The sequence below is a fragment of the Pseudomonas sp. I2 genome (genome assembly GCF_040984075.1).
Classification (GTDB): Bacteria; Pseudomonadota; Gammaproteobacteria; order Pseudomonadales; family Pseudomonadaceae; genus Aquipseudomonas; species Aquipseudomonas guariconensis_B.
In genome coordinates, this window is the sequence record NZ_JBCGFQ010000012.1 from 87369 (window position 1) to 113713 (window position 26345).

The 26345-nt window shown below is 67.7% G+C and carries 22 protein-coding genes; 8 read left to right on the top strand and 14 right to left on the bottom strand.

The window, feature by feature from the left end:
• Nucleotides 1-54 precede the first annotated feature (54 nt).
• The 9 genes from WCE05_RS08540 to WCE05_RS08580 form a co-directional block, all read right to left on the bottom strand.
• On the bottom strand, nt 55-648 hold the full coding sequence (locus WCE05_RS08540; RefSeq protein ID WP_225787155.1) for a glutathione S-transferase: 594 nt from the start codon (nt 646-648) through the stop codon (nt 55-57).
• The gene (locus WCE05_RS08545; RefSeq protein WP_368815748.1) at nt 645-4295 is read right to left on the bottom strand and encodes an AAA family ATPase; all 3651 of its coding nucleotides are present in this window, start codon (nt 4293-4295) and stop codon (nt 645-647) included. Before WCE05_RS08545 ends, WCE05_RS08540 begins: the two co-directional genes overlap by 4 nt.
• Nucleotides 4292-5530 carry an exonuclease SbcCD subunit D C-terminal domain-containing protein gene (locus tag WCE05_RS08550; protein WP_225786996.1) on the bottom strand — a complete coding sequence of 413 codons (1239 nt, stop codon included), beginning with the start codon at nt 5528-5530 and terminating at the stop codon, nt 4292-4294. The genes WCE05_RS08545 and WCE05_RS08550 overlap by 4 nt, the downstream gene beginning before the upstream one ends.
• Before the next feature lie 221 nt (nt 5531-5751).
• Nucleotides 5752-7371 (bottom strand): BatD family protein, encoded by a 1620-nt coding sequence (locus WCE05_RS08555; RefSeq protein ID WP_225786995.1) that lies wholly within the window; start codon nt 7369-7371, stop codon nt 5752-5754.
• Nucleotides 7368-9086 (bottom strand): VWA domain-containing protein, encoded by a 1719-nt coding sequence (locus WCE05_RS08560; protein WP_253090876.1) that lies wholly within the window; start codon nt 9084-9086, stop codon nt 7368-7370. The genes WCE05_RS08555 and WCE05_RS08560 overlap by 4 nt, the downstream gene beginning before the upstream one ends.
• On the bottom strand, nt 9083-10159 hold the full coding sequence (locus WCE05_RS08565) for a VWA domain-containing protein (RefSeq protein WP_368815749.1): 1077 nt from the start codon (nt 10157-10159) through the stop codon (nt 9083-9085). Before WCE05_RS08565 ends, WCE05_RS08560 begins: the two co-directional genes overlap by 4 nt.
• Nucleotides 10152-10646 (bottom strand): DUF4381 domain-containing protein, encoded by a 495-nt coding sequence (locus WCE05_RS08570; RefSeq protein ID WP_225786992.1) that lies wholly within the window; start codon nt 10644-10646, stop codon nt 10152-10154. Before WCE05_RS08570 ends, WCE05_RS08565 begins: the two co-directional genes overlap by 8 nt.
• Nucleotides 10643-11587, bottom strand: coding sequence for a DUF58 domain-containing protein (locus WCE05_RS08575; protein WP_225786991.1), 945 nt, complete (start codon nt 11585-11587; stop codon nt 10643-10645). Before WCE05_RS08575 ends, WCE05_RS08570 begins: the two co-directional genes overlap by 4 nt.
• A gap of 3 nt (nt 11588-11590) precedes the next feature.
• On the bottom strand, nt 11591-12550 hold the full coding sequence (locus tag WCE05_RS08580; protein WP_253080984.1) for a MoxR family ATPase: 960 nt from the start codon (nt 12548-12550) through the stop codon (nt 11591-11593).
• A gap of 229 nt (nt 12551-12779) precedes the next feature.
• Here WCE05_RS08580 and WCE05_RS08585 point away from each other — a divergent pair, with 229 nt between their 5' ends.
• Complete coding sequence (locus WCE05_RS08585) at nt 12780-14087, top strand: DUF2235 domain-containing protein (RefSeq protein ID WP_368815750.1); 1308 nt, start codon at nt 12780-12782, stop codon at nt 14085-14087.
• Between the two features lie 127 nt (nt 14088-14214).
• On the opposite strand, the gene WCE05_RS08590 is transcribed toward WCE05_RS08585, so the two are convergent.
• From WCE05_RS08590 to WCE05_RS08605, 4 genes are all read right to left on the bottom strand, one after another.
• Nucleotides 14215-15543: an MFS transporter gene (locus WCE05_RS08590; RefSeq protein ID WP_368815751.1), complete on the bottom strand. Its 1329-nt coding sequence runs from the start codon at nt 15541-15543 to the stop codon at nt 14215-14217.
• Between the two features lie 43 nt (nt 15544-15586).
• Nucleotides 15587-16780, bottom strand: a complete 1194-nt coding sequence (gene lhgO, locus WCE05_RS08595) for an L-2-hydroxyglutarate oxidase (RefSeq protein ID WP_368815752.1) — start codon at nt 16778-16780, stop codon at nt 15587-15589.
• A gap of 103 nt (nt 16781-16883) precedes the next feature.
• Nucleotides 16884-17594 carry a FadR/GntR family transcriptional regulator gene (locus WCE05_RS08600; protein WP_253080986.1) on the bottom strand — a complete coding sequence of 237 codons (711 nt, stop codon included), beginning with the start codon at nt 17592-17594 and terminating at the stop codon, nt 16884-16886.
• A gap of 74 nt (nt 17595-17668) precedes the next feature.
• Nucleotides 17669-18604, bottom strand: a complete 936-nt coding sequence (locus WCE05_RS08605; RefSeq protein ID WP_225786985.1) for a LysR substrate-binding domain-containing protein — start codon at nt 18602-18604, stop codon at nt 17669-17671.
• Between the two features lie 156 nt (nt 18605-18760).
• On the opposite strand from WCE05_RS08605, the gene WCE05_RS08610 reads away from it, so the two are divergent.
• The 7 genes from WCE05_RS08610 to hutH all read left to right on the top strand — a co-directional run bounded on the left by WCE05_RS08610 (nt 18761) and on the right by hutH (nt 25840).
• Nucleotides 18761-19825: an aromatic ring-hydroxylating dioxygenase subunit alpha gene (locus tag WCE05_RS08610; RefSeq protein WP_253090877.1), complete on the top strand. Its 1065-nt coding sequence runs from the start codon at nt 18761-18763 to the stop codon at nt 19823-19825.
• Complete coding sequence (locus tag WCE05_RS08615) at nt 19818-20930, top strand: FAD-binding oxidoreductase (protein WP_253090878.1); 1113 nt, start codon at nt 19818-19820, stop codon at nt 20928-20930. The genes WCE05_RS08610 and WCE05_RS08615 overlap by 8 nt, the downstream gene beginning before the upstream one ends.
• Nucleotides 20931-21016: 86 nt before the next feature.
• Nucleotides 21017-21859, top strand: a complete 843-nt coding sequence (locus tag WCE05_RS08620; protein WP_225786982.1) for a transporter substrate-binding domain-containing protein — start codon at nt 21017-21019, stop codon at nt 21857-21859.
• A 107-nt stretch (nt 21860-21966) separates the two neighbouring features.
• Nucleotides 21967-22671 (top strand): ABC transporter permease, encoded by a 705-nt coding sequence (locus WCE05_RS08625; RefSeq protein ID WP_253080989.1) that lies wholly within the window; start codon nt 21967-21969, stop codon nt 22669-22671.
• 13 nt (nt 22672-22684) lie between these two features.
• Complete coding sequence (locus WCE05_RS08630; protein WP_225786980.1) at nt 22685-23425, top strand: ABC transporter permease; 741 nt, start codon at nt 22685-22687, stop codon at nt 23423-23425.
• Nucleotide 23426: 1 nt separating this feature from the next.
• A complete protein-coding gene (locus WCE05_RS08635) occupies nt 23427-24203 on the top strand; it encodes an ABC transporter ATP-binding protein (protein ID WP_225786979.1) in 777 nt (258 codons plus the stop codon).
• Between the two features lie 95 nt (nt 24204-24298).
• Nucleotides 24299-25840 carry a histidine ammonia-lyase gene (hutH, locus tag WCE05_RS08640; protein ID WP_225786978.1) on the top strand — a complete coding sequence of 514 codons (1542 nt, stop codon included), beginning with the start codon at nt 24299-24301 and terminating at the stop codon, nt 25838-25840.
• Nucleotides 25841-25962: 122 nt separating this feature from the next.
• Here hutH and WCE05_RS08645 read toward each other — a convergent pair whose 3' ends face one another.
• Nucleotides 25963-26316, bottom strand: a complete 354-nt coding sequence (locus WCE05_RS08645; protein WP_368815753.1) for a hypothetical protein — start codon at nt 26314-26316, stop codon at nt 25963-25965.
• Between the last annotated feature and the right edge of the window lie 29 nt (nt 26317-26345).

The window sequence follows — 26345 nt, forward strand, 5'->3', positions numbered from 1 at the left end:
CGCCGATCCTGGCGATTTGAGTGGCGGGGCTGCGCAGCAGCCCCAAAGACTCCGCTACCGAGCCATGATGGCCTGGAACAACGCTGAATCCAGCCACCCTTGCAACCAGCTGCGCACCCGCGGGTAAGGCGCCTCGGCGAACCATTGCGGTTCGACCCCGGCAAACTGGCGCATCAAGGGGAGCAGAGCCGCATCGGCCAGGCTCGGGTGGTCGGCGAGCAGGTAGGGGCGGCTTGCGAGCAGCGCCTCCAGTTCGGCCAGCCAGGGTTCGGCCTGCTGGCGGTAGTGCGCCCGCGATTGCTCGGGATAACGCTCGGCGTACTTGTACAGGTTCACCTGCGCCTTGAACGTGCTGTCGTTGCGCACGATCAGCGCCTCGCCTTGGGCAGCAGCGGCAGGGTCGGCCTGCAGGCGCCAGTCCTGGGGATCGTGGCGTTCCAGCGCCCAGCGCATGATGTCCAGGCTTTCCTCCAGCACCCCCTCACCAGTATCGAGCACCGGCACCGTGCCCTTGGGCGACAGCGCCAGCAGCTCGGCGGGCTTGTGCTTCATCGCCACCTCGCGGATCTCCACCGGGCAGCCGGCATAGCGCAACGCCAGGCGCGCACGCATGGCCCAGGGGCAGCGGCGGAACGAGTAGAGGATCACCCGCACACCTCCACCTCGCTCAGGCCGTTGCCCTGGCGGCGCACCTGGATCTGTACCGGGATGCGTTCGTGCATCTCCTGCACGTGGGAAATCACCGCGACCTTGCGTCCCTGGGCCTGCAGGCCGTCGAGGGCGTCCATGGCCAGTTGCAGCGACTCGGGGTCGAGGCTGCCGAAGCCTTCGTCGATGAACAGCGACTCGATGCGCAGGGTGCTCGAGGCCATGGATGCCAGGCCCAGGGCCAGGGCCAGGGAAACCAGGAAGGTCTCGCCGCCGGACAGCGAATGCACCGAGCGCAGCTCGTCGCCCATCTCGGTGTCCAGCACCAGCAGGCCGAGGGCACTGCCGCCGCGCTTGAGGCGGTAGCGCCGGGCCAGCTGGCGCAACTGGCTGTTGGCGTGGTGCAGGAGCAGGTCGAGGTTGTAGCCCTGGGCGATCTTGCGGAACACGTCGCCGGTGGCCGAGCCGATCAGCGCATTGAGCCGAGCCCAGCGTTGCCACTCCTGGCGCGCCTGCTCGATTTCCTCGGCCAGGGCCTGGTGTGCCTGCTGGCGGCGCTGGTCGTCGGCCTGTTGGGCGCGCAGTTCGGCGCATTGCTGTTCCTGGGTGGCCAACTGCTCGCGCAGTTCGCCAAGCCATTGCTCCAAGTCTTCGACGGAGGCCTCGACATTGCCCTGGGCGGCATGCTGCTGCAGGCGCTGTTCGCGCTCCTGGAGCAGCACGCGGCCTTGTTCGACGGCCTTCTCGGCGGCTTGCAGGTGCTGGCGCAGGTCGCCCAACTGGGCCTCATCCATGGCCAGCAGGCGGTCCAGGCCGGCGTCGTCCAGTTCGGGGTGGGCGGCGCGCCATTGGGCGATCTCGCCCTGCAACTGCTGGTGTTCCTGTTCGAGCGTCTGCAGGCGGGCGGCGTTGGCCTTGCGTTCGCCGGCCAGTTGCACACCCTGGGTGCGTGCTTCCTGCAAGCGCTGGGCGGTATCGGCTTCGCCGGCGCGGGCCTGTTCCACCTGCTGCTCCAGGTGCTGCTGCCAGGCCTCGGCATTGGCATGCTCGCCCAGCAGCTCGCCCAGCGTGGTGCGAGCTCGCTGCTGTTGTTCGGCGAGGCTGGCGATTTGCTGTTGCAACTCCGCCTGGCGCTGCAGGCGTGATTGCTGCTGGTCGTGCAGGCGCTCCAGTTGTTGCTGGCGCTGTTGCTGCTCTTGCTGTTCTTCCTGCTGTTGTTCGAGTTGTTGCAGGCGCTGGGTGACCTGCTGGTCGAGGGCGAGGAAGGTGTGCGAGGGCTCGTCGCGCAGGGCCTGGAGAATATCGGCAGGCAGCACACCAGCAAAGTCGGCCAGGGCCTGCTCCAGGCGCTCCTGGTCGGCGGCCAGGGCCTGGTGCTGCTGGTCGAGGCGACGCTGGGCCTGTTGCTGGGCCTCGCTGGCGGCCTGCAATTGCTGGTTGAGGCGTGCGGCGTCCTTCTGCAGGGTGAGCAGGGCGGCCTGGCGCTGCTCGTCACGGCCGATCTCCTCGTCCAGGCGGCGCAGCTGCGCTTCCAGCCAGGCAGCGCGGCCCTTGTCGTCCTCGGCGCTGGCGCAAAGCGCCGGCCACAGGGCATGGGCGGCGAGCTGTTGCTCCAGGGGGGGCAGTTGTTCGCCCAGTTGGGCTTGCTGGTGCTGGTACTCCTTGATCTGGCCATTGACCACGCCGACCTGGGTGCGCAGTTCCACCAGGCGGGCGTTGAGGGTGTCCACCTGGGCCTGGGCCGCTGCTTCTTCGGCCTGATCACGGCGGCCCAGGCTCTGCAACAGGGCGTCGGGCTGGTGATAGGGATGCTCGGCGCTGCCGCACACCGGGCAGGGTTCGCCGTCGCGCAGTTGCGCCCGCAGTTCCTCGACGCTGGCCGTGCGCGCCAGGCGCTGGCGTTCGAGCAGTTGGCGGGTGAGGGCCAGGGCCTGCTCCGCGGCTTCCAGCTCGGTCTTGGCCGCCTGGCCTTCGCCGATCAGTTGCTGGCGCTGTTGCAGGGCGTGCTGCTGGCGTTCGCGCAGGGCATGCAGGCTGTGCTGCAGTTCTTGCTGGCGGGCGTGCAGGCGCGCCAGTTCCTCCACGGCGCGCTGTTGCTTGCGGTTGTCCTGCAGCATGCTGCCGAGCAGGTCGAGCTGTTCGGCCAGGGCTTGGGGTTCGGCGCCGGCTTCGCGGAACAGCAGCTCGAAGGCATCGCGCTGTTCCTGCCATTGGGCATTGGCCTGGCTGGCCTGCGCCTGCAGGCCCGGCAGCTCGTCGCGCCCCTGGCTGAGCCGATTGCCGATCTGCAACAGCTGCTGGAGCTGGCCGCGATAGGCCTGCCAGGCATTGCCCAGGGCCGCGAGCGGAGCGCTCTCGGCCAGTGCCGTTTCGATCTGCGCCAGTTGCTGGAGGCTGCGCTGCTGCTGTTGTTCGAGCTGTTGCAGCTGTTGCTGGCCTTCGACAACGGTCTGGTCGGCCTGCTGCCCGGCGGCGTGCAGCCTGGCCAGTTCCTGGTCGAGGCGGGTCAGGCTGTCCTGGGCGGCGAAGGCCTGGCGCAGGCGTGGGGTGTTCTCGCCCTGGTTGGCCTGGGCCTCGGCCAGGGCCTGGCGCGCAACGGCCAGTGCTTGCTCCAGCTCGACCGTCTGGGCCTGCAGGGCTTCCTGCTGGCGCTGCTGTTGTTCGAGCGTCGTGGCCAGGGGCGCAAGCTGGGCGGCCAGGGCCTGCTGACGATGGAACTGGTGCCGCTGTGGCGCCAGGCGCTCCAGGCGTTGCAGGTCCAGGCGCTGGTCGGCCAGTTGCTGCCATGCCTGTTCGGCCGCTTTCAGGGCTTCGCCGGCCTCGCTGTGCTGGGCTTGCAGCTGCTGTCGCTCGTTCAGCCAGGCCCGTTGTTGCTCCAGCTGGCGCTCGCGTGCCTGCTCGGCCTTGAACTGCTGCTGGGCCTGTTCCAGGCGCTGGTCGAGCTCGGCACGGGCCTCGGCGGCCATCGGCAGCAGGAGACTGGCCTGCGCCTCGAGGGCCCGGTGGGCTTCGCCGGCATCCCTGGCCTTGGTGAAGGCGCGTTGGCCCAGGCGGGTGTAGATCGCCGTGTTGGTGAGCTTTTCCAGCAGTTCGCTGCGCTCCTTGTCGTCGGCCTTGAGGAAGGCGCCGAACTCGCTCTGGGCCAGCATCACCGCGCGGGTGAACTGCTCGAAGTTCAGGCCCAGGCGTGCCTCGACCAGTTGCTTGTACTCGTTCTTGCCGCTGCCCAGCAGTTGCTCGCTGTCCAGGTCGTAGAGGCTCTGGCGGCTGTGCTGCAGCTTGCCGTTGGCCTTCTCGCGGGCGCGGTTGGCCTCCCAGCGGGCGCGGTAGCGGCGGCCGTCGATGCCAACGAAGTCGACCTCGGCATGGCCGCTGCCGGTGCCTCGGCGCAGCAGGTTGCGCGGATCGTAGGTCGGAATCTCGCCGTCGGCGTCCGGCACCTTGGCTTCCCGGCCGATGTCGTTGAGCCGCGGCACGGTGCCGAACAGGGCCAGGCACAGGGCATCGAGCAGGGTGCTCTTGCCGGCGCCGGTGGGCCCGGTGATGGCGAACAGGCCGGCGCCGGCCAGGGGCTCGGCGGTGAAATCGATGTCGATCGGCCCGGCCAGGGAGGCCAGGTTCTTCAGGCGAATGGCAAGGATCTTCATGGCTGCTCCTCCTCCAGCTGGACGTCCTGCAGCAGCAGGGCGAAGTCGGCCAGTGCCTGTTCGTCGACGGGGTTGCCGTAGGCCTGCTCCCAGGCCCGGCTGAACAGGTCTTGCGGGGTCATCTGGGCCAGTTCGACGAACGCCAGCTCGTCATCGTCCTGGTTGCCGCGCCCGGCGTACTCGGCGCCGATGCGCACCAGGCGCACGGCCTTGCCGGCCAGGGCGGCCTCGATCTGCTGGCGCAGGTCGGGCTGCGGTTCGTCCAGGCGCACGCGCACCTCCAGCCAGGGCTGGCGGTTGGGGTCTTCGAGCAGGTCGACCACCGGCAACTCGGCGAGTTGCTCGAGCAACTCGCCCAGCGGCGCCGGGCCGATGCGTTGCAGGGCCACGGCACGCGGCACCAGGCGCGGCTCGATGCTGACCAGCTCGGCACCGTCGAGCTCCACCTCGAGCACCTGGTGCGGGTAGCCGATCTCGGCGAACGACAGGGGGATCGGCGAGCCGCTGTAGCGGATGCGTGCTTCGCGGTTGACCCGCTGCGGCTTGTGCAGGTGGCCCAGGGCGACGTAGCTGATGGCCTTGTCGAACAGGCGTGCCGGCAGGGCCTCGGCGTTGCCGATGATCAGGCTGCGCTCGGAGTCCTCGGAGACTGCGCCGCCGGCCATGTGCGCATGGCTGATGGCGACCAGCGCCTGGTCCTTCTTGCGCTTGGCCTGGGCGGCGGCGATCAATTGCTGGTGCACCTGGGTGATGCCTTGCAGGTAGTCGTCGCCCAGTTGTGGGCCGGTGACCTCCGCCGGGCGCAGGAAGGGCAGGGCCAGGCACCAGGCGCAGACCTTGCCACGGGCATTGGTCAGCGGGATCAGCAGGCGTTCGGCGTCCAGCTGGCCCTCGTCGAGCCAGTGCACCCGGCCCAGGGCATGGGTGCGCAGGCGCCGCATCAGCGCTGCCGGCAGCTCGATGCGCGAGCCGGAGTCGTGGTTGCCGGCGATCATCACGATGTCCAGCTTCGGCTGTTGCTCGTGGGCCTGGACGATGAAGTCGTAGAGCCGCTCCTGGGCTTTGACCGGTGGGTTGACCGTGTCGAAGATGTCGCCGGCGATCAGCAGGGCATCGGGTTGGCGCAGGCGTAGTTGGCCGAGCAGCCAGTCGAGGAAGCAGGCGTGTTCGAAGTCGCGGTCCTGGCCATGCAGGCTTTGGCCCAGGTGCCAGTCGGAGGTGTGAAACAGACGCATGGATGATCCGTTGGATGGGAGCAGGAAAGCTTGTGCCTCACCTGGTCGTTGGGCGTTCATTGAGTGGCCGGGGTGGCCGGCGAGCGAGGACGGTATGTTAACCCAAGTGGTTTTGTGCAGGCTCGATATCGTGCGCGGGAATAGGGTGCAGGGGCGCGAAGCGGCCCCAGCATTAGCCAAACCCAACGGTGTCGCTGGCCTCTAGAACCCAGAGGCTTTGATCATTTCGGATACAACGGCGGCAAGCTCCCGGTTTCCCCAGCAGGCGCCAGCACCTGCTCGGCCGGTGGGATGGCGCCGATGGCGCGCCACAGCTCGTCGCCGTGCCAGTACTGGCCGCTCTCGCTGTACAGGGCGCCGTTGAGGCCATCCAGGGCATCGGACAAGGGCACGAAACGGGCGGCCATCTCGGCCAGGGTTTCCGGTTGCTGGCGTGCCCAGGCGTCCAGCGCCTGGCGCGTGGCCTGGGGGTCGTTGGCCTGGCAGGCACGCTTGAGGTCGTCCAGCAGGGTGCGCGGGCTCGGCCCGCTCTGGGCAGCGCGCAGCACCGCCGGCTGCGAGCGGGCGCGCCACCACAGGGCAAAGCCCAGCAGGGTGGTCAGGGCCAGGACCAGGGTCGCCAGTTGCCAGGCCCAGAGCCAGGCGCTGCTGCCATCGCCCACCGGCGTCTCGGCGCTCAGCGCCGGGTTGTCCTGCACCTGCAGGGTGCGCGCCGGCAGGCTGCTGTGTTCCAGGTGGTCCTCGCGGGTGTTCCACCAGGTGACCTCGAGAGCCGGCAGGGCCAGGTCGCCGCTGTGGGTCGGCACCAGGGCCTCGCGCTCCTCGCGGTTGGCGATCATGCCGCGCTCGTTGATCTCGTTGCGCAGCAGCGGCTGGTCGGGGTAGCGGCGTAGGCCGTAGGTCTCGGTGGCCGGCAGGGGGGGCAACTGGGTGCTCGACAGCCCTTCGGCGCGCAGGGTGATGCTGCGGGTCAGGGAGTCGCCGATCTGCGTCGGCTGGCGGGCCGGGTCCGGGTTCCAGTGTTCTTCCAGGGCCAGGCTGCGTGCCGGCAGCCAGGGCGTGTCGGCTGGCCAGGCGCTGGGAATCGGTCGCACCGTCAGGTGCAGCGGCAGCGAGCTGACCTGCACCTGGCGCCCGACCCGGGGCATGCCGGCCGTTGGCTCGCCGCCGTCGGCCGCCGTGGCGGTGAAGGTCAGCGGCGGGACTTCCAGGCTGCCGCTGTGCTGCGGGTAGATCGCGTAGCGTGTCTCGATCACCCCGTGGCGCACACCGTCGATCTCTTTCTCGTAGGTGCGCGACTCGCCCAGCGGCTCGACCTTGGCATCGTTCAGTTGCAGTGGGCTGAGGCTGCTGTCGTCGTACAGCGACACCGAATGGTAGATGCGCAGGGTCAGCACGGCCTGGGCCTGGACGTAGACCTCGGTGCTGTCCAGGGTCGCTTCGACGAACACCTGGGCGGCGCTGCCAGGGCGGCTGGCATCGGCCTGGAGCACCTGCAGTTCGATGGGCTGGCTGCGCGACTGGCCCAGCTGCAGCTCGGGAATGCGCAGGCTGCCGCTGCGCCGTGGCAGCAAGGTGATGATCCAGCGGGTGCTGGCGCGGGTCTCGCCGTCGAGGGTATGCAGGCTGTTGAGCTGGCGCGTGTCACGGACCTCGAAGTCGCCCTCCAGGGCGCGCAGGTCCGGCTTGCCGAACTGGGTGATGTCCTGGCTTTCCAGGGTCAGTTCCAGGGTTTCGCCGGCTTCCAGGCGGGTACGGTCGACGCTGGCCTGCAGGGCCGGTTGCGCCTGGGCCTGGACGAGCCACAGCAGGCTGAGTAGGAAGACGCCGAAGCGGCTCATCGTGGGGTTTCCTGATGCAATTGCTGTTCGTACCAGAATTTACGCCGCAGCAGCTGGGCCGGGTTGTCGGGAATCTCCCGCAGCCACTGTTCCAGGGCCTGGCGCTGCTCGGCGTCGAGGCTGGTCGACACGGGCCGTTGCGGCGGCTGGGTGACACCGTCGTCGTCGCCGGGCTGGTTGCCAGCCTGGGCCTGGTGCTCGCCAGTGCCTTCGCCGGGCTGTTCGGCCGCGGCCTGCTCTTCGTTGCCGGGCGTGCCCTGGGCCTGGTTGGCGGCCGAGCTGCTGTTGCCGTCGGTCTCGCTGCCGGGCGTGCCTTGGGCATCGCTGCTGGCCGGTCGTTCCTCGGCCTTGGCCTGGCGCTGTTGCAACAGTTGCTGGACCAGGGCGTGGTTGTCCAGGGCAGGCTGCAGGTCGGGCTGGCGCTCCAGGGCCTGTTCGTAGGCGTCCAGGGCGGCTTCCAGCGCACCGGCGCGGGCCAGGGCATTGCCACGATTGTAGTGGGCCGCGGCGCTGTTGCCCTGGGCGAAGGCCTGGGCCGCGCCTTCGAAGTCGCCGGCCTGGTACAGCGCCATGCCGCGCCACTGTGGGTCTTCGAAGCGCTGGGCCGCCTCGGCGGGGCGCTGTTGCTCGAGCAGGCGCTGGCCCTGTTGGTCGGGGCGCAGCCACAGGTCGTCGAACTCGAAGGCCTGGCCCGGTTGCGGCAGCGCCAGCAGCAACGGCAGGCAGAACAACCAGCCGCGTCGGCCGGCGCAGGCGGCCAGCAGCAACAGCGGCAGCAGTAGCCAGTAGCCCTGGTCGGCCCAGCTGTCCAGCTGCAGGGTCTGGCCGTCGTTGCGCAGGATGTGGGGAGTGTCGAACAGCCCCAGCCCACGCAGGTCCAGGTCGTCGATGCGGGCATGCCGGTAGCGCCCGCCGGTGCCCGCGACGAACGCCTTGAGGCTGGCGCTGTCCAGGCGTGGCAGGAGGATGCCGCCCTGGTCGTCCTTGAGGTACTCGCCGTTGGCCTGGCGCACCGGCGCACCTTCGGCGCTGCCGATACCGAGCATCAGCAGGCTCGGGCCCTGGCGGCCGAGGGCCTGGAGGATGCCATCACGCTCCTGTGGGCTCAGCGCCGAGCCGACCAGCAGCAGGCGGCCCTGGCCCAGGCCGCTCTGGGCCAGCAGCGCCAGGCCCTTTTGCACGGCCAGGTCGGCGCGCTGGCCGGGCTGCGGCATGATCGACGGATCGATCGCCTCGAGCAGGTTGCGGGTGGTGCCCAAGTCGTCGGACAGCGGCACCAGGGTATGTGCGCTGCCGGCATAGACCACCAGCGCGGTCTGGCTGTCGCGGCGATGCTCGAGCAGGTCGAGGATCTTGCGCCGGGCCTGCTCCAGGCGGTTCGGCGGGCTGTCCTCGGCGAGCATCTGCGGGGTCAGTTCGAGCAGGATCACCAGCGGGTCGGCCGGGCGCTGGCGGGTTTCCTCCAGGCGTTGCCAGCTCGGGCCGAGCAGGGCCAGGACGACCAGCAACCAGGCCAGGCCCAGGGCGATCCAGGGCAGCTTGCTGGTGCTGCCGCTGCCGCCGCCGAGCAGCACGGCATGGAACTGTGGCGGCAGGATCAGTTGCCAACGCCCGGCGCGCTTGCGCCGATGCCAGCGCTTGAACAGCAGCCAGGCGAGCAGCGGCACCACCAGCAGCCAGAGCGGGCGCAGCCATTGCGGCCAGAATTCGATCATCGCCGCCTCCTCAGGCGCAGGCGTTGCAGGCGCTGGCGCCACTCCGGGTGCGGCTGCAGGAAGCGCGGCCGACGCAGCAGGCGCTGCAGCCGGTTGTCCGGCCATTGGGCGGCGGCCACCAGCAGCACGCTGAGCAGCAGCGCCAGGGCCAGTGGCCAGGCATACAGGGCTTTGGCGGTGCGCGCCTGGGTCGGTTGCTGGGCCACCGGCTCCAATTGGTCGAGGGTATCGCCGATGGCATCCAGCTCGGCGCCGTCGTGGGCGCGGAAATAGGCGCCGTGGGTCAGCTCGGCGATCTCCCGCAGCGAGGCTTCGTCCAGGTCCAGGCTCGGGTTCAGGCCGAGCAGGCCGGGCGTACCGCTGGCTTCGGGGTTGGCGCCGATGCCGATGGTGTAGATGCGCACGCCTTCCTGGGCGGCCAGGCGCGCGGCGGTCAGCGGATGGATCTGCCCGCCGTTGTTGGCGCCGTCGGTCACCAGCACCAGCACGCGGCTCTGCGCCGGCCGCTGGCGCAGGCGCTTGACCGCCAGGCCGATGGCATCGCCGATGGCGGTGTTCTTGCCGGCGATGCCGATCTGCGCCTCGTCGAGGAAGGTGCGCACGGTGTGCCGGTCGAAGGTCAGCGGCGCCTGCAGGTAGGCTTCGCTGCCGAACAGGATCAGCCCTACCCGGTCGCCCTGGCGGTCCTGGAGGAAGTCGCCGAGCAGCGCCTTGACCAGGTCCAGGCGGCTGATGTCCTCGTCCTGCCAGTGCATGTCGGGAAAGTCCATGGAGCCGGAGACGTCCACCGCCACCAGCAGGTCGCGGCCGCTGGCGGCGACCTGCACCGGCTCGCCCAGCCATTGCGGGCGAGCAGCGGCCAGCAGCAGGAGCAGCCAGATCAGCACGAAGGGGGCCTGCTGGCGCCAGGTCGGCAGGTTGAGGCGGGCGCGGCGCCCGGCCAGGCCTTCCAGTTCATCGAGGAAACCCACCTTGAGCACCGGCTCGCCGCTGTCGGCGGCGGGCAGCACCAGGCGTGCCAGCCAGGGCAGCGGTAGCAGCAGGAAGACCCACGGCCAGGCCAGTTCAAACATGCTTGCGGATCCAGGTTTCGACCGCCTGGGCGAGCCCGGCGATGGCCTTGTCGTCGAGCTTGCACTCGGGCTTGTAGGCGCCTTCGACCAGCACCATCCAGCGGGTCAGGCCGGCGGCGGGGCAGCGGTTGTCGAGAAAGGCCAGCCATTGGCGGCCATTGAGGGTGTGGCTGTTGGCGCCGGGGTAGTGGTTGCGGCACAGGCGCTTGAGCAGGGCGTTGATCTGCTGCAGCCAGGCGCCGGCCGGGGCACCGTCGTAGGGGCGGGGCAGGCGGGCGAGCTCGGCCAGGGCCTCCTGGCGTATCGGGTCCAGCGGCTGCTCGGCGCGCACCACCCGACGCTTGCCAGGGCGCCAGTGGCGCAAGCGCCACAGGCCCCAGCCGAGCAGCGGCAGCATGGCCAGCAGCACCCACCAGCCGGGCGCGGGTGGCCACAGGCCGATGCCCGGCGGGGCGATCAGCGGTTGCAACGGGTCCAGCGGATTCATTGAGGGCTCCCGGGGCGCTGGGCATCGAGGTGCTCGCGCAGTTGCTCGATCATCTCGCTTTGGGTGCTCAGGGGCATCAGTAGTATCCGCAGTTTCTGCGCCAGCAGTTCCCAGCGCTCGACGCGCGACTCGGCTTGCTGGCGATAGGCCTGGCGCAGGCTGGCGTCGAGGGTGTCGAGTTCCAACTGGGCGCCGCGCTGGGCGAAGCGCAGCAGGCCGGCGGCCGGCAGGGCATGGTCGAGCGGGTCGGAAACCGGCATCAGCAGTAGGTCGCAGTGGCGCGAGAGCATCGAAAGGTGCTGTTCGACGCTGTCGCTCAAGGCGCGTTCGTCGCAGATGACGATGGCCAGGCTGCCCGGGCGCAGCACCTCGCGGGCCCGGCGCAAGGCCAGGCCGAGGCTGTCGGCCTGGGGCTGGGCCTCGGTGTGCAGCGCCTGGTTGACCTTGGCCAGGCGGTTGAGCAGTTGCAGCAGGCTTTGCTTGCTACGCCGTGGCTTGATCTCGTGGTGCTCGTTGTCGCCGAACACCAGGCCGCCGATGCGGTCGTTGTGGCCCAGCGCGGCCCAACCGAACAGCGCTGCGGCCTGGGCCGCCAGCACCGACTTGAACATCAGGCCGGAGCTGAAGAACAGCCGCTGGCTCTGCTCGACCAGGATGAAGATCGGCCGCTCGCGCTCTTCGTGGAACAGCTTGGTGTGCGGCTCCTGGGTGCGCGCGGTGACACGCCAGTCGATGTTGCGTACATCGTCGCCGGCCTGGTAGACGCGCACCTGGTCGAAGTCCACGCCGCGCCCGCGCAGCTTGGAGTGGTGCAGGCCGACCAGCGGGCTGCGCTGGCCGGGCCGGGAAAACAGCTGGATCTCGCGCACGCGATGGCGCATGTCGATCAGCTCGGCCAGGCCGATGCGGATGCCGGGTTCGGCCGTTCGCGCGGTGGGCATGGGTCAGGCGACGGCGACGACGTCGAGGATGCGCTGGACCACACGGTCCTGGTCGATCCCCGCCGCCTCGGCCTCGAAAGACAGGATGATGCGGTGGCGCAGCACGTCGAACAGCACGGCCTGGATGTCCTCGGGGCTGACGAAGTCGCGCCCGGCCAGCCAGGCATGGGCGCGTGCGCAGCGGTCCAGGGCGATCGAGCCGCGTGGGCTGGCGCCATAGGCGATCCAGTCGGCCAGCTCGGCATCGAACTTGGCTGGGGTGCGGGTGGCCATCACCAGTTGCACCAGGTATTCCTCCACGGCGTCGGCCATGTACAGGCCGAGGATCTCCTTGCGCGCGGCGAAGATCGCCAGCTGGCTGACCCGCCGCTCCGGCTTGGCCTCGCCGCCCAGCGCCTCGCCCCGGGCCTGCTGGAGGATGCGCCGCTCGACGGCGGCGTCCGGGAAGCCGATCTTCACGTGCATGAGGAAACGGTCGAGCTGGGCCTCGGGCAGCGGGTAGGTGCCTTCCTGCTCGATCGGGTTCTGCGTGGCCATGACCAGGAACAGCGGTGACAGCTCGTAGGTGCTGCGGCCGACACTGACCTGGCGCTCGGCCATGGCCTCGAGCAGCGCCGACTGGACCTTGGCCGGGGCACGGTTGATTTCGTCGGCCAGCACCAGGTTGTGGAAGATCGGCCCCTGCTGGAACACGAAGCTGCCGGTTTCCGGGCGATAGATCTCGGTGCCGGTGATGTCCGCCGGCAACAGGTCAGGGGTGAACTGGATGCGATGGAACTGTGCCTCGATACCCTCGGCCAGCTCCTTGATGGCCTTGGTCTTGGCCAGCCCGGGCGCACCTTCGACCAGCATGTGGCCGTCGGCCAGGAGCACGATCAGCAGGCGCTCGACCAGCTTCTCCTGGCCAAGGATCTGGGAGGAAAGAAATGTGCGCAGCGCGATCAGCGCCTCACGGTGTTCCATCGTCGAGGGTTCCTGGAAATGAGCCGGGCGTGCTGGCGCAGCGGCGTCCGGGCAGGGGCTGATACTTTAATCCATCCGGGCCCGTGCCGACCAATGGCGGCATGGAAAATTCTCCAGGGGGGCGGGCGCGGGTCGTCGAACAATCGCTGACTGCCTGTGGAATCTGCGGGTTCCCGCGTGCGCCGCGAGGTTGCCTCATTGTCGGTCCTGGACAATGAGGAACCCACCGATGGACCTGCAACGCATCGCTTCCGGCACACCCCATCCGCTCACCTTGAGGGTGGGGGTGTTCTTCGACGGCACCGGCAACAACCTGGGCAACGGCATGCACGCGGGAGCATCGCCCGAACGCGGCGGCAGTTATGCCAATGCCCCGAGCAACGTGGCGCTGCTGTACGGGCTGTACCCGGTCGGGGCTGTGGAGGCACTTGCGGACAGGGTCTTTTTCAAGGTCTATGTCGAGGGCATCGGCACCACGCAAGGCGCGCCCGACTCGGCGCTCGCCCAGGCCACCGGGCGTGGCCAGACGGGGATCGAGGCACGAGTGGCCGAGGCGCTGGCGGTGGTTGCCGGGCAATTGCGGCGCTGGCGTGCAGGGCAACCGCAGGGCCCCGTGGCAGGGGTCGAGCTGGACCTGTTCGGCTTCAGTCGCGGGGCGGCGGCGGCCCGCCACCTGGCCAACCAGTTGCAGGAGGGCTCGGCCTGCCTGCTGGCGTGGCCTGTGACGATCAACTTCATCGGCCTGTTCGACACGGTGGCGGCCATCGTCGCCCCGTGGCAAGGCAACTTCAGCCCTGCCAACGACCGTTACGGCGGGTTGCGCCTCGGCCTGGGCGAGGGTATTGCGCGCCAGGTCGTGCAACTGGTGGCTGGCGATGAAAGGCGGCACAACTTCCCGTTGGTGCGTAGCGGGCACGACATCGTCGTGCCCGGGGTCCATTCGGACATCGGCGGCGGCTACCTGGAACGGATGACCGAGCGCGTCCTGCTGAGCAAGCCGCGATCGAACCTGGTGCCTGCGCGCACGCCAGCGGAGCGGACGCGGGCGTATGCCATCGCCACCAGGCAGTTGGCGGCGGAGTATGCGGGCATGCCGGGGCCGCAGCCCCGGGTCCTGACCTGGGAGGTGCCTGTCGAGCGGCGTTGCAGGCAGGATGGGCCGGAAAAGCGCGTGTATGCGGCGGTTTATCGGGAGCGTGAGGTACTGGGGCATTTGTCGCGGATCTACCTGCGCATCATGCGTGAGCTGGCGGTGCGCGGTGGGGTGCCGTTCGCCGAGGTGGAGGCGCGCGAGGCGGCGTATTGGTTGCCGGAGGCGTTGCTGGGGATCAGTGCCAAATTGCATGACTTCGCCCTGGGGCGTAGCGCTGGTCCGGGTTTGAGCGAGGAGGAGCGGCACTTGCTGGAGGCGCGGTACATCCATGCTTCGGCGCATTGGAATGCACTCAAGGGGCTGCGCAACAGCGAACTGGAGGTGATGTTCGTCGACCGGCCGGCGGAAGGCGGGCGGGTGATGCATGTGAATCCAGTGGGGTGAGCGGGCCTGGCATGTGGTGCTTTTGGCATCCTGGGGCCGCTCAGGTACAGCGCCGTTCTGCCATTGAGCGCGGTACCTGGAGCGGCCCCAATTGCGACTGTAAAGCTTTAACTGGCCTAGGCAGCCCTCAGTTCTTCGCGGTGGAGTGCTTGCGCCCCTGGTCGCACAGGGCGAAGACCACCACCAGCACCCCGGAAATCGCCAGGATCAGCGCCACGCCATTGGTGGAATGGGTCGCCGAGCCAGCCACCAGGGCCAGGCCGCCCAGCGGTGCCAGGCCACCGGCCACCGCCGTGCCGATCTCCCGCCCGGTACCGAACCCTGACGAGCGTGTCTGGGTCGGGAACTGCCGGCTGAGGAACGAACCCTGCGGTGCGAACATCATCGGCGCGAGGATCCCGGTGCCGATGCCGATGGCCACGTAGATCAGCGTCGGTTCACCCGTGCTCAGCAACTGCAGGAACGGATAGGCGAACAGCGCCGAGAACACGCCGCCGAGCATCAGCACGATCTTGCTGCTCCACTTGTCGCACAGCCAGCCGAAGAACGGCACGGCGAAGATCGCCACCAGGCTGGCGATGGTCACCGACAGCGAGGTGACATGCGCCTGGACGCCCTTGAACTGGGTCAGGTAGGCCAGCGAGAACGTCTTGAAGATGTAGCTCAGGGCGTTGTAGCCGATGGCCACGAAGAACACCACGGCCAGGCCCTTGAGGTCGTTGCGCAGCAGCAGCTTCAGCGGCGACACCTGGGGCTTGTCCTTGGCCTGGTCGAGCTCCTTGAAGTCCGGCGTCTCGGGGATGCTGCGACGTACCCACAGGCCAATGCCGACCAGCGCGATACTGGCGATGAAGGGGATGCGCCAGCCGCCGGCCATGAGGAACGCATTGCCGTTCATGGTCAGCAGGTACACGGTCAGCGACGACAGCAGCAGGCCCAGGTTCAGGCCCAGCGCCGGCCAAGCACCCTGGCTGCCGCGCTTGCCTTCGCTGGCGTGCTCGTAGGAGGTCACCGCCGCGCCGGACAGTTCGGCGCCGGCGCCCAGGCCCTGGATGATACGGATGACCACCAGGATGATCGGCGCCCAGATGCCGATCGTGGCATAGCTGGGGATCAGGCCGATCAGTGCGGTGCACACGCCCATCATGCAGAAGGTGATCACCAGCACCTGCTTGCGCCCGAAGCGGTCGCCCAGGTAGCCGAACAGGATGCCGCCGAAGGGGCGGGCGATGAAGCCGATGGCGAAGGTGGAGAACGCCAGCAGCGAGGCCACCGCCGGGTTGCTGGCGTCGAAGAAGATCTGTGAGAAGACGATCGCCGCCATCGTGGCGTACAGGTAGAAGTCGTACCACTCCAGCATCGAGCCGAAGATGGTCGCCGCTGCCACCTTGCGCAGGCGCTTGCGTTGCTGTTGCGGGGTTTCCGTCGCGGCCAGGGCCGCCTCATGTACCGACATCGAAGGTTCCTTATTGTCTTTGTAGTGGGGTGTGCAGCAGGGTTCAGCGGGCCTCGAGGATCTTGGCAGCGATCATCTGGCCGATCGGGATGGCCGAGGTGGCAGCTGGCGACGGAGCGTTGCAGACGTGCACCATGCGCGCCGTCTCGGCGAACAGGAAGTCGTGCACCAGGGTGCCGTCGCGCATCACCGCCTGGGCGCGGATGCCGGCCTCGTAGGGCAGCAGGTCCTCGACCTCCAGCGACGGGCAGTACTTGCGGCATTGCTCCAGGTAGCCGCGCTTGAACAGCGAGTTCTTCATCTCCGTGGCGCCAGAGCCGAGGTTGTTCCAGATCGTCTTCCAGAAACCCGGGAAGCGTGCGTACTCGGCGACGTCGCGCCAGTTCACCGAGAACTTGCGGTAGTTCTCCCGGCCCAGGCCGAGCACGGCGTTGGGGCCGACGGTGACGCTGCCGTCGATCATCCGCGTCAGGTGCACGCCGAGGAACGGCAGGTCCGGGTCGGGGATCGGGTAGATCAGGTGGTTGACGACCTGGTTCTTGCTCGCGGGCAGGCGGTAGTACTCACCGCGGAAAGGGATGATCTGGTGGTCGATCTTCACCCCGGCCAGGCGCGCCAGGCGGTCGGACTGCAGGCCGGCGCAGGCCACCAGCTGGCGTGCCTGCCAGGTCTGCGCGTCGCTGCGCACTTCGACATGCGTGCCGTGTTCTTCGATCGCGCGCACGCTGGTGCTCAGGTGGACTTCGCCGCCGGCCCGCTCGATCACCCGGGCCATGGCCGTACACACTTGCTTGTAGTCGACGATGCCAGTGGCATCGAGGAACAGCGCACCCTTGCCGACGATGTTGGGTTCGCGGCGGCCAAGCTCGGCGGCGTCCAGGCGCTCGACCTTCAGGCCGTTCTGCTGCGAGCGCTCGTACAGGGCCTGCATGCGCTGCATTTCCAGGTCGTTGGAGGCCACCAGCAGCTTGCCGCAGACGTCGAAGGCGATGCCGTGCTCGCTGCAGAAGTCCTTGGTGGCCTGGGCGCCGCGCTTGCACAGGTCGGCCTTGAGGCTGCCCGGGGCATAGTAGATGCCAGCATGGATCACGCCACTGTTGTGGCCGGTCTGGTGGCGGCCGAGGCTCGCTTCCTTTTCCAGGATCAGCAGGGACGCGCCGGGACGCTGCTCGAGCAGGGCCATGGCGGTGGCGAGGCCGACGATGCCGCCGCCGATGATGCAGTAGTCGTAGGTCATGCAGGGGTACCTTGGATTTCTTGTCGGTGGATCTGCTTATCAGGTTGTCAGACTAAGTAGTGCGCGTGAAAACCTCGCCAGGCTGCCAGGCGTTCTCCGGGTGTCAGTCGAGGGCGGGGAGGTCGATCTTCAGGCGCTTGGCCGAGGCCCGCAGGTGCGCTTCGGCGCAGGCCGCGGCGGCCTGGCGGTCGCCATCGGCGATGGCCTGGTACAGCGCCTGGTGCTCGCGATTGGCGTCGGCCGAGCCGCCCACGGAGTGGGCGGCGGAGTTTTCCCAGGCGTTGCGGCGCGCGGCGGCCAACTGGCCGCCGAGGAAGTCGTGGAAGGCCACGAAGTACGCGTTCTTGCTGGCTTCGGCGATGGCCCGGTGGAAGGCCACGTCGGCGGCGGAGGCGGCGCTGAAGTCGCTGCGCCTGTCGAGCATTTCCTGCAGGGCCGTGGCCATGCGCGCCAGGTCGTGCGCGTCGCGGCGGCGGGCGGCGATGGCGGCGGCCTGGGTCTCGATCCACAGGCGCATCTCGAACATCTGCACCAGGTCTGGCTTGCGCCCCTGGCTGCCGGGGAAGCGGAACACCGTGCCGCTGGGAGTCTGGGAGATGTAGGAGCCGAGCCCGCGGCGGGCGATGAGCACGCCATCGGCCTTGAGCTGCGCCACCGCTTCGCGCACCACCGAGCGGCTGACATTGAGCTGCTCGGCCAGTTGCTGTTCGGTGGGCAGGCGCGATTCGGCGGCCAGGCGGCCGGAATCGATCTCTGCACGGATGGCGCTGACGACCCGTTCGACCAGGGTGTCGGGGCGCTGGAGCTCTAGCATGGAAACGGTTGCCTATTGATCAGGTTGTCAGACAATGCCTGTGTCCGGGCCCTGTTGTCAATCGATTCAATGCGTTATGCCGGGGATTCGGCCAGCAACCGCTGCGTGACTTCCTGCTGGTCACGCCCGCGCTCGATCAGCCAGCGCTGGAAGGCTCGGCAGTGACCGTGGTGGATACTGCCCGGGTTCCAGGTCAGGTAATAGGACGCTGGCATGGGCAGGGCCCGCAGGCAAGGCAGCATCAGTTTGCCGCTGTCGACATCCCGGCTGATCATCGAGTACTGCGCAAGGACGATGCCTTGCCCGTCGATGGCAGCCTGGATGGCCATGGAAGACAGCGAGTAGATCCGGTAGTTGGCGATTTGCACCTCGCCGATGCCAGCCGTGGCGAACCACTCCTCCCAGGACGGCGGTGAATCGAACTTCGGCCGCCAGTCGATGGTGATCAACGGCAGCGCGAGCAGGCGGTCGGCGTCGACCTTCGCGTCCAGCAAGGCTGGGCTGCACGCCGGTACCACGCAATCGCGGAACAGTTCGAGGGTGTGCTGGTCGTCATGCATGCCGGCGCCATAGCTCAGGCGAAAGTCCACGCCATTGGCGTGGGCCTCGGACGGTTCGGTGTGGGTGCCGTCCAGGTAGATGCTCAACTGAGGGAATGCCGCCTGCCACTCGGCCACCAGCGGTGCCAGCCATTTCGACAACAGCGAGGGCAGGGCGCTGATGTAGAGGTTGCTGGTGTTCTTCGAGCGTTCCAACCCCGCATAGGCCGCGCGCAAGCGCTCGAACGCCTGGCTGCAGCCTTCGTGAAAGCGCTGGCCGGCGGCGTTCAGGCGCAGGCGCTGGCCTTCCTTGACCGTCAGGCTCAGGCCAACGGCTTGCTCGAGGATCTTCATCTGCTGGCTGACGGCGCCGGCGGAGATACCCAGGCGCTTGGCCGCCTGGGTGATGCCACCGCACAGGCCGACGGCTTCGAAGACTTCCAGTGCGCGTAACGGGGGGAGCTGGCTCATGACGGGCTCTCAGCTGTGGGGACAGGCCTATTTTTAGTTTAGAAAAACTTAATAAATCAACAGAAAACACCACCTATTCTTTTGTTTCACCCAGGCCTAGGCTGTGTTTCAAGAACCTGATGCAGCCCATGACAACAACAACAGGAGCCTCATGCCATGTTCTTGAGAAATGCCTGGTACGCCGCCGCCTGGGACACCGAAGTGAAGCAGGCCTTGCACGCCACCACCCTGCTCGGCGAGCCCGTCGTGCTCTACCGCAAGGCCGACGGCGCAGTGGTGGCCCTGGAGGATGCGTGCCCGCACCGCAAGCTGCCGCTGTCGATGGGGCGCCTGCACGGCGATGTGGTCGAGTGTGGCTACCACGGCCTCACCTTCGACGGCGCCGGCACCTGTGTGAAGGCCGCCTGCGTGTCGCGCATTCCGCAGGCGGCGAAAGTCCGCAGCTACCCGGTAGAAGAGCGCTACGGCCTGGTGTGGCTGTGGATGGGCGAGCCGGCCCTGGCCGACCGCAGCAAGCTCCTCGACATCCCCGAGTGGGACGACCCGGCCTGGGGCGTCAACCGTGGCGATTCGATGACCATCGACTGCAACTACCTGTACATGACCGACAACCTGCTCGACCCCTCCCACGTGGCCTGGGTCCACCAGAGCACCTTCGGTACCTCGGCCTGTGAGTCGGAGCCGTTGCAGACCCAGGTGAACGACGACGGCGTGGTGGTCTCGCGCTGGCTGCGCGATATCGATGTGGCGCCGTTCTATCGCCAGTACCTGAAGTTCGAAGGCCGCTGCGACCGTCTGCAGTACTACGAGGTGCGCTACCCGGCCCATGCGATCATCAAGGGCGTGCACACCCCGGCCGGTACGGGCGGGGAGGGCGGAGCGCTGCATGAGAAGGCGTTCCTGATGGACTCCTACAACTTCATGACGCCGGTCGACGAGAACCGCACCCGTTACTACTGGTTCCAGTTGCGCAATTTCGACGCAGACGACCAGGAGGTCTCCCGCCAGTTCGCTGCCGATGTGCGTCGAGCCTTCGAGGAGGACCGGGTGGTGCTGGCGGCGGTGCATGCGGGCATGAGGCAGCGCCAGACGCCGAACATCGACCTGGCCATCGATTCTGGCCCCTTGCGTTTTCGCCGTGGCATGGAGCGCCTGATTCGCGAAGAGCAGCAGGCCGCCCACGGGCTGGTCGCGACCGTCGAGGTGAACGCTCATGCTTGATGCCATTCCCGCCGCGAAGGGCTTCGCGCGCTTCCAGGTGACAGGGAAGGTACGGGAGAGCGCAACCATCACCTCGTTGTTGCTCAAGCCCGCCATGAACGATGGCCGCATCGCCTTTCGCCCCGGGCAGTTCATCGTGGTGCGCATCCCCCAGGCCCAGGGCCCGCAGTTGCTGCGTGCCTACAGCCTGTCCAGCGACCCGGATACCCCGGAGCAACTGCGTATCTCGGTGAAGCACGAGCGAGCGCCGGCGCACTTGCCCGACGTGCCGGCCGGCGTGGGCTCGAGCTTTTTGCACGAGGCGCTGGAGGTGGGTGGGCAACTGGAGGTTGCCGGCCCGTCCGGCAACTTCGTCCTCGATGAGCAAAGCACCCGCCCGGTGCTGCTGTTCAGCGGTGGCGTCGGCCTGACGCCCATGGTGAGCATGTTGCATCGCCTGGCGACCCATTCGGCGCGGCCGGTGTATTTCGTCCACGCCTGCGAGAACGGCAGCGTGCATGCCTTGCGTGAGGAAGTGCTGGCCCTGGCGGCCAAGCGTGCCGGGATTCGTGTGCACTTCTGCTACCGGGCGCCGAGCGACGCCGACGTGCGCAATGGCCATCACCACAGCAGTGGGCTGGTCAGCCGCGAAACCCTGCAGGCGCTGCTGCCGCTGGACGACTACGACGTCTACCTGTGTGGGCCCAGGCCGTTCATGCAGGCCAACTGGCGCTTGCTGCGTGGCCTGGGCATCGAGCGCGAGCGGATTCGCTACGAGTTCTTCGGGCCGGCGACTGTCCTGGACGAGGACGAGGCCCCCGCCGTAGCCAGCGTGGCCACACCCAGCGCACAGGCGCAGGGTGAACTGACGGTGCGCTTCGAGCCCTCGGGCCGGTCGGTCACCTGGGAGGCGTCTTGCCCATCGCTGCTCGACTGCGCCGAGCAGGCAGGGCTGTCGCCGCCCTTCAGTTGCCGCGCAGGGTTGTGCAGTGCCTGCATGACGCCGCTGCTCAGCGGCACCGTCGAGTACCTTGAAGCGCCCTTGGCCGAGCCCGAGGCGGGCCAGGTATTGCTGTGCTGCGCCCGGCCGACCTCGCCGGTCGTGCTGGCATTGGGCAGGCGCTAGACCACTGGCCAATGGAGGTAACCCCACCGAAAGACGTGCCCTGCGTGCCCTTTACGACCTTCGTGGTCTCGCATCGGAGAATAAGAATGAACAACAAGAAAATCGGATTCGCCGCCTGCTCGCTGTTGATGGCCCTGACCAGTTTCAACGCCCCAGCCAAGGACTGGGACAGCATCCAGATCGCCACGGAGGGCGTCTACGAACCCTGGAACCGCACCCGCCCGGATGGCACCTTCGATGGCTTCGAGCCGGAGATGGCCAAGGTGCTGTGCGAACGCATGCAGGTCCGTTGCAAGATCGTCGCCCAGGACTGGGATGGCCTGATCCCGGGCCTTAAGGCCGGCAAGTTCGACGTGGTCATGGATGCCCTGGCGATCAGCCCGCAGCGGCGCCAGGTGATCGACTTCTCGCGCCCCTACACCAAGGCACCGGCCACCTTCGTTGCCCTGCGCTCCAGCGGCATCGACCTGGGTGACGGCACGTTGCAACTGCAGGGCGACCCGGCGCAGGACACGCCAAGGGTCGATGACTTGCGCAAACGGCTCGAAGGCAAGCTCATAGGTATCGTCTCGGGCACCGTGTACAGCACGTTCATCCATGACCAGTTCGGCAAGGTGGCGACCATCCGCGAGTACAAGACCCCACCGGAGCCGCTGATGGACCTGAAGAACGGTCGCGTCGACGTGGTGTTCGAGGACCTGGGCTTTCTCGCCGGGGAAATGCAACGCGCCGGCAGCGAGGTGGTGCTGGTGGGCCCGGCGATCAACGGGCCGATCTGGGGCGAAGGCGAGGCTTTCGGCATCCGCCAGGGCGAGCCGGAGCTTAAGGCCAAGCTGGATGCGGCGATTGCCTCGTTGATCGCCGATGGCACCATCAGCGAGCTGAGCCGCAAGTGGTTCAAGCACGACTTCACCCCGCCAACCCCCTGAACCTCTGGGGCGTCGCCGGGCATCGTCCCTGATGCCCGGCGACGCAGGCACTGCACGCGGCGGCCTCGGCCGACCGCTCCCTGACATGGCTATGGGTGGGTGTACACGTGATCGATTTGCTCGGATTTGGCGCACAGGGCTGGGGCGGCGTGCTGCTGCTGGCCGCGCTCATGACGCTATTGGTGACCCTGGCCGCCTTGTTGGTCGGTGCGCTGCTCGGCGCGCTGGTGGCGGCGGCGAAACTTCAGGACAACGGCCTGCTGCGGGTGTTGGGCGATGCCTACACCACGGTGTTTCGGGGGGTACCTGAACTGCTGGTGATCTATCTGTTCTTCTATGGTGGTTCGGCCCTGGTGGGCCAGGTCGGCCAACTGTTCGGCGCCGAGGGTTTCATCGGCATGCCGGCTTTCCTGGTGGGGGCGCTGGCGGTCGGCGTGGTCTCTGGCGCCTACCAGGCGGAGGTCTACCGTGGCGCCTTCCAGGCCGTCTCGCGCAACGAGCTGGAGGCGGCCAAGGCGATCGGCATGCCGATGCTGATGCGCTTTCGCCGGATCATCGCGCCGCAAGTGCTGCGTTTTGCCTTGCCGGGGCTTGGCGGGGTCTGGCAGATCAGCCTGAAGGACTCGGCGCTGATCTCGGTGACCGGGTTGGTCGAGCTGATGCGCGCCAGCCGGGTCGCCGCGGCCTCCACCGGGGAGTTCGTGCTGTTCTTCATGACCGGGTGCGCGCTCTACCTGCTGCTCACGGGGGTTTCCAACCTGGTGTTCTCACGTGCCGAGCTGCGGCTTGGCAGAACCTTGCGCCGCGGCTGAAGAGGGGCTCGACATGTCCATCGACTTTGCGTTCTTGTGCGACACCCTGCTGCAACTGCTGCGGGCCTTGCCGACCACCCTGGTGCTGTTCGCCGCCTCGGTGGCCGTTGGCACGCTGCTGGCGCTGCTGGTGGTGTGGCTGCGGGTCTGCGACGTGGCCGCGTTGCGTCACCTGGCGCGTGGCTACATCTTCCTGTTTCGCGGCTCGCCGTTGTTGATCCAGCTGTTCCTGCTGTACTACGGCCTGAGCCAGTTCCCCGAGGTGCGCCAGAGCCCGTTGTGGCCGGTGCTGCGCGACCCGCTGGCTTGTGCGGTGATCGCCCTGGCCTTGTGCACGGCGGGCTACATGGCGGAGATCTTCCGCGGTGGCCTGCTGGCGGTGCCGGCGCAACAGGTCGAAGCGGGGCGGGCGGCGGGCATGTCTGGCGGGCTGCTGGCGCGGCGGATCATCATCCCGATCGCCCTGCGCAGCTGCCTGCCGGCCTACTCCACGGAAATCATCCTGATGATGAAGGCCACCTCGCTGGCCAGCCTGGTGACGGTCTACGAGATCTCGGGCGTGGCCCAGCGAATCATCTCGGAAACCTACCGCACGCTCGAGGTGTTCCTCTGTGCAGCGCTCATCTACCTGGTTCTGAACTTCCTGATCGTCCGCACACTGGCGTGGCTCGAGCGCTGGCTGTCTCCCCGGCAGCCGGCGGCCACGCGAACAACGACAAGAAAGTACGCATTCAGCGTGCGAAGGGGTAACTGACATGACTATTGGCAACGATCCGGTACTGCAGGTGAAACATATCCGCAAGTCCTTCGGTAGCCTGGAGGTGCTCAAGGGCATCTCGCTGGAGGCGTACCAGGGCGATGTGGTGTCGATCCTCGGCTCCAGTGGCTCGGGCAAGAGCACCTTCCTGCGTTGCATCAACCTGCTGGAAACCCCGGACGCCGGCGAGATCCGTGTCGCCGGCGAGCAGATCGCGTTCAAGCGGGGGCGCCACCGGCTGCCGGTGCCCGCCGACCGGCGCCAGGTCGACCGCCTGCGCCCGGAGCTTGGCATGGTGTTCCAGAGCTTTGGGCTGTGGTCGCACATGACGGTGTTGCAGAACGTCATCGAAGGGCCGCTGCATGTGCAGAAGCGGCCGCGCGCCGAGTGCCTCGAACAGGCCGAGGCGCTGCTCGAGAAGGTCGGCATGGCGGACAAGCGCAACCACTACCCGGCGTTCCTCTCGGGGGGCCAGCAGCAGCGCGTGGCGATCGCCCGCACCCTGGCGATGCGCCCACGGGTCATCTTGTTCGACGAGCCCACCTCGGCGCTCGACCCGGAGCTGGTCGGCGAAGTGCTGAAGGTGATGCGAGCGCTCGCCGAAGAGGGTCGGACCATGCTGGTGGTGACCCATGAGATGGGCTTCGCCCGCAACGTCTCCAACCGCGTGGTGTTCATGCACCAGGGGCTGATCGAAGCCCAGGGCACGCCAGAGGAGATGTTCAAGGACCAGCGCTCGGAGCGTTTCAGCCGGTTCATCCTCAGCCAGGCCTGAGCCCCCCCGGTTACCCGACGTTTTTCGCCTGTCCCTGAACAGGACGGGCTTCCTGCGCCCTGAAAAAGGCCAATGAGTAGAGAGAGCAGAGCATCATGCGTATTCACCCGAAAGACATTGCCACCGTTACCCTGGACGACGCCAAGCCTTCCCTCGAGGAGTTCATCGCGGTCGCCCGTTACTCGGCGAAGGTGCGGTTTTCCGATGCCTATCGCGCCCGGGTCGACCGCTCGCGCGGCCTGGTCGAGCGTTTTCTGGCGGAAAACCGCCTGGTCTATGGCGTGACCACCGGTTTTGGCGACAACGTCCGCCATGTCATTTCGCCGGAAGATGCCCAGACCCTGCAGGTGAACATCGTGCGCTCCCATGCGGTGTCGGTGGGCGAGCCGCTCAATCGCGAGCAGGTGCGGGCGATCCAGTTGATGATCCTGGTCAGCCTGGGCAAGGGGTTCTCCGGCGTGCGCATGGCCTTGCTCGAACAGATTGCCGGCCTGCTCAACCACGATGTCATGCCATTCGCGCCGGGCGAGGGCTCGGTGGGCTACCTGGGCCCTGAAGGCCATTTGGCCCTGGTGCTGATCGGCGAGGGCAAGGCCCGGGTCGCGGGGGGCGACTGGATCGATGGCGCGGCGGCGCTGCGCCAGGTGGGCCTGCAGCCGATCGAGCTGCAGTGCAAGGAAGGCCTGGCGATGCTCAACGGCACGACCTCGGTCACCGCCATCGCCACCCTGGCCCAGTACAACGCCAACCAGGCCGCCCAGGCGGCAGACGTGGCCGCGGCGATCTCGCTGCAGGTGCTCAAGGGGACCATCCGCGCCTTCGACCCCCGTTACCACTCGGTCAAGGCCTACGCCGAGCAGGCCCAGACCGCCAGCTACATCAAGCGCCTGCTGGGCGACAGTCGGTTGATCGAAGAACACATCGACTACCGTCTGCAGGACACCTACAGCCTGCGCGCCATCCCCCAGGTGCATGGCGCCTCCAAGCGCTTCATCGCCTATGCCCAGGCCTGCATCGACAACGAGATCGCCTCGTCCGGCGACAACCCGGTGATCTACCCGACCACCGAGGGCAATGGCATCGCCATCTCCGGGGCGAATTTCGACGGCTCCTTCGTGGGCATGGCTGCCGACACCCTGTGCAATGCGATGACCAACCTGGCGAAGATCTCCGAGCGGCGTACCGACCGCATGGTCAACTCGCACTTCAGCGAAATGCCGGCGTTCCTGGTGCGCAACCCGGGCCTGAACAACGGCTACATGATCATCCAATACACCGCGGCGGGGTTGCTGGGCGAGATGAAGGTGCTGTCGCACCCGGCGACGATCGACAGCGTTTCGACCTGTGGCAACCAGGAAGACCCGGTCAGCTTTGCCTTCAACGCGGCGATCAAGGCCTACCAGGTGTCGCGCAAGCTGGAGTCGGTGCTGGCGATCGAGCTGCTGGTCGGCTGCCAGGCCCTGGACTTCCACGACCCGGCCAAGGCCTCCAGCGCCACCCGCGCCTTGTATGAGCTGGTACGCAGCCGGGTGCCGGTGGCTGACGAAGACCGGGCGTTCTACCCAGATATCGTCGCGGTGACCGAGCAGTTGCGCGAGGGCGAGGTGTTGGCCGTGGTCGAGGGGGCTATCGGATAGCTGCAAGCTATCAGCGGCAAGCTGCACGACAAGCCGCGTCGCCAGACCCACCCCGCAGGGGCTGAAGAACCGCAAGCAGCAGCCTTCTCACAGGCCTGCTTGCGGCTCGGAAAGTTTGCAGCTCAAAGCTCGCTGACGTAGGTGCCGGTGCCGTCGAGGATATTGCGCAGGGTCTGCTCTACCTCCGCCAGGTCCGTCCCCGGTGATGTCAGGACGATTTCCAGCTGCGATGCGCCCTTGAGTGCATCGCGATCCCCCGCCGCCACCTCGATCAGCAGGCGTGTGGCGCTGAAGGTCACCTTCAGGCCATCGAGCGTCGACGGCTCGTCGTCCAGGGTCAGGTCCACCGTGTCCTCGTCCGGGTAGCGGGTGAGCAGGAACATCTGGCCCCTGTCGCTGTGGCAGCACAGGGTCGCCATGTTGTCTTCCTCCTCGTCGCAAGGGGTGGCGAAGAGCAGCGCGGTTTTCAGTTGCATGGGGTGGCTTCCGTTGCATGGGGCGGGGT